9 protein-coding genes and 1 pseudogene are annotated in these 8,579 nt (G+C 56.6%); all 10 read left to right on the forward strand.

The features are described 5' to 3' along the window. Positions 1 to 157 precede the first annotated feature (157 nt). Positions 158 to 568, forward strand: a complete 411-nt coding sequence (locus ABJZ52_RS03965) for a hypothetical protein (protein WP_348336309.1) — start codon at positions 158 to 160, stop codon at positions 566 to 568. Between the two features lie 5 nt (positions 569 to 573). Continuing rightward, a complete protein-coding gene (locus ABJZ52_RS03970) occupies positions 574 to 951 on the forward strand; it encodes a hypothetical protein (protein ID WP_348190322.1) in 378 nt (125 codons plus the stop codon). Positions 952 to 959: 8 nt separating this feature from the next. Then, positions 960 to 1,766: a hypothetical protein gene (locus ABJZ52_RS03975; RefSeq protein ID WP_348336310.1), complete on the forward strand. Its 807-nt coding sequence runs from the start codon at positions 960 to 962 to the stop codon at positions 1,764 to 1,766. After that, positions 1,766 to 2,296: a baseplate assembly protein gene (locus tag ABJZ52_RS03980; RefSeq protein ID WP_348190327.1), complete on the forward strand. Its 531-nt coding sequence runs from the start codon at positions 1,766 to 1,768 to the stop codon at positions 2,294 to 2,296. The genes ABJZ52_RS03975 and ABJZ52_RS03980 overlap by 1 nt, the downstream gene beginning before the upstream one ends. A gap of 10 nt (positions 2,297 to 2,306) precedes the next feature. Beyond that, complete coding sequence (locus tag ABJZ52_RS03985; RefSeq protein ID WP_348190330.1) at positions 2,307 to 2,498, forward strand: hypothetical protein; 192 nt, start codon at positions 2,307 to 2,309, stop codon at positions 2,496 to 2,498. A 3-nt stretch (positions 2,499 to 2,501) separates the two neighbouring features. Beyond that, the gene (locus tag ABJZ52_RS03990; RefSeq protein WP_348190333.1) at positions 2,502 to 2,894 is read left to right on the forward strand and encodes a GPW/gp25 family protein; all 393 of its coding nucleotides are present in this window, start codon (positions 2,502 to 2,504) and stop codon (positions 2,892 to 2,894) included. A gap of 3 nt (positions 2,895 to 2,897) precedes the next feature. After that, positions 2,898 to 3,755: a baseplate J/gp47 family protein gene (locus ABJZ52_RS03995; RefSeq protein ID WP_348190336.1), complete on the forward strand. Its 858-nt coding sequence runs from the start codon at positions 2,898 to 2,900 to the stop codon at positions 3,753 to 3,755. Beyond that, complete coding sequence (locus ABJZ52_RS04000; RefSeq protein ID WP_348190339.1) at positions 3,752 to 4,855, forward strand: phage tail protein; 1,104 nt, start codon at positions 3,752 to 3,754, stop codon at positions 4,853 to 4,855. The genes ABJZ52_RS03995 and ABJZ52_RS04000 overlap by 4 nt, the downstream gene beginning before the upstream one ends. A gap of 1 nt (position 4,856) precedes the next feature. Further along, a complete protein-coding gene (locus ABJZ52_RS04005; RefSeq protein WP_348190342.1) occupies positions 4,857 to 8,144 on the forward strand; it encodes a DUF4815 domain-containing protein in 3,288 nt (1,095 codons plus the stop codon). Positions 8,145 to 8,156: 12 nt separating this feature from the next. Beyond that, positions 8,157 to 8,579, forward strand: a pseudogene (locus ABJZ52_RS04010) (hypothetical protein); the annotation flags it as partial.

An 8,579-nucleotide genomic window follows, 5' to 3' on the forward strand; every position in this document is an offset into this window, starting at 1 on the left:
CTCGCTTTGCACACAGCCAGGCGCCTTGCGTCGACTGACGCTCACTTAAATATTTCTTCCAGATTGACCATGCAAAGGCCCGGGCTCAGCTCCGGGCTTTTGCCTTTCCGGCTCAAAGCGCCGTGAGCGGGCGTTTCGACCCTGAAAGGAGATTCCCATGGCTAACAAGATAATGACAATTGCGTTTATCCGCGGTGGTATTATTCCGGCAAGACATGCCCCAGGAGGCAAGGATAAGTCTGTGCCCCCTCACGAGCCGGTCAAGGTTCCTGAGGTCTACGGCAAGCATCTTGTGGCTGACAAATTCGCCTATGTGCCGACCAAAAAGAAGGCTGCAGCCAAGGATGCAACCTCTGGAAAGGCTGAGGTCTCAACCAAGTCAGCCAACGCTTCAGGGGCTCAGGGTGCATCGGACACCGAGAAGGGGCTCGATGCCGTGAAGTCCGCCGTTACTGAAGCGGAAGGCGCGCTTGCCAATGCTGAGACGGACGAGGCCAAGGCTGCTGCACAAACGATCCTGGACGAAGCCGTCGCTGCGCTTTCAGACGCTGAAAAGGCCTTGATTTAAGCGCTGTGCCTATCATCAACACAGCCCTCCGGTCTCGCCTGACTTCTGCAGTCGACAATGTGTTTTCTGAACGGCTCGCGGTGCGGTTCTGGAAGGATGGTAGGGAAGACCCTGACCGTCCAACCATCGAGATCCACGCGCCTTTGCGGACCCATGACGAACAGACCGGCAATCTGTCCGGAGGCAAAGGGCGGGACTGGAAGACAGACATTCGGGCGGGCGGTGCGCGGATGAAGATCGATCGGGCGGTCTATCCCGCTCTCTTGCTTCTTGGGGGGGAAGAGGTCGTTGCGCTGGACCGGGACGGCGCACCGGCCTTCGAAGTTCTCTCTGTCGATACACGATCCCACTTGAGGTTGATTGTGGAGCTTGGAGACAAATGAGCCTTTGCATGATGGCCGCCCGCTTGATGGCGGTTCGAGCGCTCCAGGGGCGCACGCTTGTCGATGAGAATGTTCTGGACAGTGAGATCGGGGCTTTAAGCCTGGACGAACGCGGGCAACTTGCGGTGTCCAAAAGCAGCCGGTTCATAGCTGTCTATACCGATGAGGCTGACGCTTCGCCCGGTCAGGACGGCAATCGCCGGTTTTTGGAAAATGGCAAGGTCGTGTTCCGGTTTGAAATAGGCATCACCAGCGCCATGGTGATTGAGGAAGATGATCCGGATCACCCTGGACGGAAAATGCAGTCTGCGGTTTCCGGGATCCCCTTCACCGACGGTTCCTCGGAAATCTATCTTGATCTTGTCGATCGTCAGGTGATGAGCGCGTTGATGGACCCAGCCAATGAAGCTGCGGACATATTCCGTGGCCTGACCGGCAGCTTGCTGAAGATAGACCGGCAGCGGGCGGCTGGGAACGATAGCCATCAACGCATTGCCGCGCGCCAGATTGCGCTCACTTTCGAGCTTTTGAGCGATCCGGCGTCCGAAGAACAAATACAGCCAAAGACGCCCTTTGGCCGGTTTTTGGCAATGCTGGAAGCTGGGTCGAGCGATGATCAGCGGCTTGCCGGACTGATCCGCGCAGAAGTTCATCCCGGCACAAACGATTGGACTTCAACTCAGGAGCGCCTCGGGCTGGCCAGGAGTGAACTTAGCGCGCTTGGCATAGGGCCGATTATCGAAGGGGCAGGCGAAATGTCCGCTGACACCTTCGCGATTGCGGTTGAGGGGCATGGCTTAGAGGTTGTCGACTGATGCACGAGATTATCGTGGGCATGAAGCTCGATTTTGAAATGCTGAAGACGTCGATGGGAAACGCGCTGCGCGTTGGACCGATCGCTGACGTCGATCCTCAAAAAGGATACCGGATCAAGTTGGCCGAAGGCGACGACGGTCCGGTCTTGTCACCTTGGTATCCGCATCCAGAATCGGGTGGGCAGACCAGGTCATGGGTTCCCCTGACCAAAGGGCAGGTGGTCGGGGTTATGCATCCCCATGGCGATCAGCGTCAGGGCGTGATGTTCCGGGCCGGGTTTTCAGGGCAGGCGCAGCCGCCAAGCCAAGATCTCGCCGCCAATATTTTGAAGGCCTTCGGCATCACGCTCACCATGAAAGACGGGAAAGTCACGCTTGAAGGCGACTTCGAGGTGAGGGGCAATGTCCGTTTGGTCGGCGATGTCGACTTTGAGGCCGGACATCTCCTGCACAACGGCACGAATGTCGGTGACACCCATGTCCATAGCGGTGTTGTCCCAGGCGCTGCCGATACCAAAGAACCGCACTAGGGAGCTTCCCATGGATAAGAAAACCTATTTGGTCGAGCCGGGCTTTGATGTTGTCAACGGTATGCCAGTCCCGCAAAATCGGCGGGTCAAGCTAACCAATGGCGAGGCCATGTTTGATCTAGGCCTTGGCCGAATTCGGCCTTTGGAGCGCAAGCGCGCGCCAAAGAACCCCGAGCCTGACGGCGAAGAGCCGGAGATTTGAGGCTTGGCCGGCATCGATCGAACCACGTTCAAGGTCATAGATAATCTGACCTCAACGCTTCAAAGCGTGGAAGTGATCCTCTCTACCCGGATTGCCTCAAGAGTCATGCGCCGTGAGTTCGGTGGAGGCACCGTGGAGCTGTTGGGCCGTGCGATCACGCCGGCGTTGCTGACAGCGTTTGTTCAGTTGGTGGGTGTGGCGATTGACTTGTGGGAGCCGCGCCTGAATGTGCGCCGCATTTCTCTCAGCGGAACAATTGATGAAGTGCGGGCCGGGAAGGCCGGTTTCGTGTTTGAGGCGGACTATCGGCCGAAGGGGCATCTCGGTGACCTGACGGTCGAGCGGGTTCTGTCGTTTTCCTACAACTTCACAACCGGCGGTGCTGCGGTTCTCTAGGAGATGTCTGTGATCGATCTCAGTCAGTTACCGAATCCGGAGGTAATCGAAACTCTGGATTACGAGACCATTGTGTCTGATCTAAAGTCGGATCTGAAGATAAGACTACAAGCACTTGATATTAATTGGGATGTTGATGGTCTAGAGACGGACCCTGCGGTGATCCTTCTGGAAACTGCGGCCTATCGCGAATTGCTGCTACGCAATCGGATCAACGTTGTTGCTCGAGACCAGATCCTTGCCTTTGCATCTGGCAATGGCCTGGATCATCTGGGCAGCTTTTATGGCTTAAGCCGGATCCAGGACGAAGACGACACCAGGTTTCAGGAGCGGATTCAGCTGGCAATTGTCGGGCGCTCCCCTGGAGGGACTGAAGACCGCTTTCGAGGCATTTGCCTTGGCGCGTCTCTAGTAGTTCGTGATGTCGCCATTTGGACAGAGGGCAGAGATCCAACGATACATGTTGGTGTGCTTTCCACTGACATTGGCGGGGCAGCGGATGCGCCTTTGCTGGCGACTGTCACTGAAGCCCTTGAGGCTTCCTCCGTGCGGTTGGTGTCCGACCATTATGAAGTGACGTCAGCGGTGCGCAGGACCGTCGACGTTACGCTTGAAATCCGGATCTCGCCAACGGCGTCATCGAGCCTGCTGGCCGAACTCGCAGGCCATATCGTTGAAGCACGGGAACAGGAAAACTTGCTCGGGCTCGACCTGACGCGCGCTTGGCTTTCGAAAACGGCCATGGTGTCGGGTGTCACCAACGTGACTGTTGTTTTTCCTGCAGCGGATGAAGTCGCCGGTTCAAATGAGGCCGTCGCGATCGGTAACGTGACAATTCTGGACGGCGGACGTGGCCGATGACCGATCAGCTTTTGCCGACCAATGCCACTTCATTGGAAACGGCGGTCGAGGCAGCATGTGATCCGACCAGCCGGGTGACGCCCGGGATTGCGGTGATCTCGGGCTGGAAGCACTCCCTCAGGCCGCCGGATCTGCTGCCGTTTCTTGTTCATGAATACGGCTTGGATATCCTGCTGCCGTACTTGGACAATCTGTCCGATATTTTGAACCAGGGCCTGCCATGGTCCCGCGCCCGGGGCACGCATGATGCGGTGGATCAGGGCCTCGCTATGGCGGGCTATTCAGGTCTCCTGGTCGATCCGCCGGCGCGGCGTCTTGCTTGGGCAGAATTCCAAATCCTTCTGGATCGTGTGCGAGATGTTGCTGCTGATCTCGATCGGATTTCTGGCCTTGTGGGTCTAAGTGTTCCAGTGCGTTCCACCTTTCGGCGCGGGGTTCACGGTTATGATTTTGCTGCGGCCGAGACTGGATACACGCGCCTTGGCGACTGCATTGTGGGTGATGATAGCGGGGTGCATCTCAAGCAAGGTGCGCTCAAATGGTCGTTTGGACGAAACTATCAGGTTGAGCACACGCTAACCGAAGCTGACTTAAGCGCACTTGGTATCTGGATACCTGACGTTGCGAGCGAGCAATGGGTGGACATGGATTTTCCATGGAGCACGGCTGACCTCAAGTGGAGCGAAGATGTTGAATTGGCGCGGCGGGTTTCCTTCGGGGCTGCGCTTGCGGAAATGACGTGCTGGCTCCGTTTTGCCGATAGCGAGGGTGCAACCATCGGCTACCGCCTCGCAGCTTGCCGGGGCGTGGCGGTTGGGCTGAATGGCTATGGATTTGGTTCTGACTTTTATACGCCCAGCCTGACCAGCCCGATTGGGGTTCATGTCTTTGCCCGAACAGGTTGGGGTGATGGTTTCGGCCAAGAGGCGTCAAGTGTCTCAGTTATTTTCGGAGCGGATGTTGCAGACCCATCGCGGCCAGGGGCGCTCTGGTTAGATCCGGCCGGCCTCTCTGGCGGCACAGAAGTCGCCAGCTATCCAATTTCAATTGTGTTCGGCGAGACAATTCGTGAGCACGTCCAGTTTCTAATGAGGTTCTAGAATGGCCTTTGAACATCTATCCGGCCTGCCTGCGATCTACGATCGGACGCCAAGCGCACCAGAGAACCGCACTGGCATGTTGTTTGCCGAAGGCCGTTTTCTTCAAGGGGCTGATCTCAATGAATTGCAGGGTTTGTTTGGGCGCAAAACAGCTGCCCTTGGCAACATGGTCGCGGCAAACGGAAACCGTATTTCGGGCGCGGAAATCACCGTTGCGCTCGACATTGATGCCGATAGTCCAGAGGTCTCTCCTACGACGGCAAGTATCATTTTGGCTGCTGGGCAGATTTATGTCGGCGGTAATGTTCTTGCCGTTGAGCCTGCTCAATTCGATCTGGTGTCGATTGCTGGCGATGTGATTGTCGGCGTGCGTAAGGTGATCGACTACATCGATTCAGATGCGGATGAGACTTTGCTTGGTCTGCACGCTGGGGCAGCTTCGGAATTGGAGCCCGGCGCGGTACGTACAGAGGAAAAACTCGCCTGGGCCATTTTGAATGATGGCGGCAGTGGTGAATTCAGCCAGGTTTACCAGGTCAGCAACGGAACCGTTGTTGATCAGACCCCGCCGCCAGCGCTTGAAGGCATCCTCGAAACGCTGTCGCTCTATGATCGCTCTCGCGGCAACTATATTGTCGCCGGAAGCCAAGTCTCAGCGCTTGGCGAGGATGGCGATGGCAACCAAGTCTATTCCATTGCAGCTGGCTCAGCCAATGTGCTCGGCTTTCGCAAAACCCGTGAAACTGCATTCACGTTCCGCCAGTCTCAGAACCCTGAACTGGAGCTTGTTTCTGCAGAAGTGCACACATATTCGAGTGATGGTGGGTCTGCTGTTGTAACGGTCACAAGGCCTCCGATTGATGCGGTTATTTCTGCTGTCGTTACAAAACGCGTCACCGAAAACGTGGTGCGTGGGTCCGTTCCCAACGGAATGGACGAACTCCAGCATGCGTCGGTCATTGCGATTGAAAGTGTTACGCAGGGTGCGACCACTTTTGATCCTGCGACCTATGAGAAGTCCGGCGACAATATTTCGTGGGCTGCCGGCGGCGCTGAGCCAGATGATGGTTCGACCTATTCGCTCACCTACACCTATTTTGCGCCGGCCGATTCCATTGCATTCGACAACAGTACAATCACGCTAACGGGCGGGGAAGACGGCGAGGCGGTCCTGGCGACATATCAGTCGCGCATTCCTCGAAAGGATATCCTGTGTCTGGACGCAAATGGTGTTCCCCAGATTGTCGAGGGGGTGTCTGCACGCAAGGGGGCGCCGCCACCACCCGAGCCTAGCGGCCACCTGAAACTGGCGGAGGTGCATCATGATTGGTTCGGTGCGCCTTCGATCGTAAACAATGGCGTTCGCGTTCTGACCTATGACTACATCAGCGACATGTTCGCCTTGTTGCTGAAGGTTGCAGATCAATCCAACAGGACCGCCTTGCAGCAATCAGTGCCCGATGCAGCCGCTGTTTCAGCTGATGGTTGGTTTACCGATAGCTTTCTTGATGACAGCTACCGCGACGATGGCGTTGCCCAAAGTGCGGCAATCATTCAAGGGACTTTGCAGTTGCCGGTTGTCCAAGTGTTTGTGGAGCAGTTCGGCGGCTTCGAAATGCTCGATTACGTCGAAGAGGTGATCATCAGCCAGCCACTGGCGACGAGTGAAATGAAGGTCAACCCTTATGCCAACTACAACCCCATGCCGGGGGATTTGAAACTCAATCCGAATGCGGACTTTTGGACTGAAACGCAGACGGCATGGACCTCGCCAATCACTCGCGAGTTTACGGCCGCGCCAGACCAGTCTCCGGAAAGCACCACGATTACGGAAGAAGTGAGCCAATCAACGCAAGAAGCAGCGTTCTTGCGGCAATTGGATGTTGATTTCGCTTTGTCCGGCTTTGGCGTGAATGAAGAGTTGGAAAGCCTGATTTTCGCAGGCAGCGACGTCACACCGGCACCAGCGCTGGTCGCAGACGCAAACGGCCAGATTTCTGGAACGATTACAATCCCGGCCGACGTGCCGACCGGTAGCCACACAGTTGATGCGCTTGGTGCTGCTGGCAGCTTCGCTCGCGCGACCTTTGTTGGCGAGGGCGAAATCACCACGGAAGTCATGCGCCGGGTGACCCTGGTCACCGTCACCGCCCCGGATCCGGTGACGATCGTGAATGTGACGAACGTGACAAATGTCACGAATGTCACCAATACGGTGGTGACACAAAACTCAAACGCAGGCGAAGGGAATGGTAGCCAGGGCAGTGGCCCAAGCAGCGATCCACTTGCCTGGACGTTTGTTCCACCACAAGACGGCTTTAACTGCGGCATCAACTTTGAAATTGCTGTTGTCGGCGAGCAATCCAATGGACTGCGGGTTCAGCTGGCCACGACCTTGAATGGTTATCCGACGAACGAAGTGCTGGCCGATTGCTACGTCTCGATGATTGGGGTGGCGCCTGGCGATACGATCCAGGCACGTTGGGATGCGCCTGTGTTCACGTCTGCGTCGCTTAAATACTGCGTCGTCATCATGACCGATGATGCAGACCATGCGATCAAGATAGCCACCTTGGGAGAGGTGGTGCCTGAGACCCAGCAACGGGTTGCGTCGCAGCCCTATACGGCTGGCGATCTGTTTTCTGGATCAAACCGGACCACTTGGGTCGCGCATCCTGATAGCGACCCCAAGATCGAAGTGGTCGCGGCCAAGTTCACGCAAACTGAAAAGTCAGTCGTGCTGTTTGAGGGCAGCGTTCAGGCAATCACGGATCTGATCGTCCGTGGCGCCGTTGAACTACAGACCACGGAGGTCGGGTTCCACTATGAACTGGAGCGGGAAGATGGTCAGCGCATTCCACTTGCGCCGGGCCAATCTCTCGAGTTCTCCGAGTATGTTTCGGAGACCATAAAACTTCATGCGATTTTGTCAGGGACGCAGTGGATGTCGCCCATGCTTTATCCGGGCACGACCCTTGTTGGTGGGCAACTGCAGGCGGTTGCGGAGTACGTCTCCAAGGTGTTCCCGATCGAAGGGGATAACTTTTTCCGGACGCTTTATGACCGGCAGCTTCCGGCCGGTGCGACTGTTTCCGTTGATGTGGATGCTGCAGACGGCAACTGGAATGCGGTTCCAGTCGTCTCCAATCGATCACTGTCCGGTGGCTGGATTGAACCCAAGCATCAACTTGATTTCGCGGCACCTAATGGCGGACGGGTGAAGCTGACGTTGACCGGTACGCCGGCCGCCCGTCCGTCCATCGCACGCTTGCGCGCTTACAGCTATTAAGAGGGAAGACCAATGGCAACGGACGCCCGCACCAGCGAGTTCAATATCGAGAAACCGCACATTGACAACACGGTGGCGGAAGATCTCGCCAGGTTGATCACGGCGCTCGACAAGATCGATGCCTATCTAAAGGCAAATGCAGATGCGATTGCTGGAAAGTCCGATGCCGGGCATATCCACGATCTTGAGGCTGTGTCAGGCTTGCCCGCCCAACTTGCCGAGATCACCGCAAGCATAAGTGAGCATAATCACGCTCTTTCCGGTCTTTCGGATGTCGATGCGGCGGGCCTGAGCGAAGGCATGGTGCTGCAGTACCTTGCCGGCAAGTTCAAAGCGGTCACGGCCAGGGCTGAGTACTTCGCAATCACAGCGATTGCGGGACTGGCGGCAAATAACGTCCAGGATGCCTTGCAGGAAATTACAGCGGCGGTCTCC

The sequence above is a fragment of the Roseibium sp. genome (assembly GCF_039982295.1).
Classification (GTDB): Bacteria; Pseudomonadota; Alphaproteobacteria; order Rhizobiales; family Stappiaceae; genus Roseibium.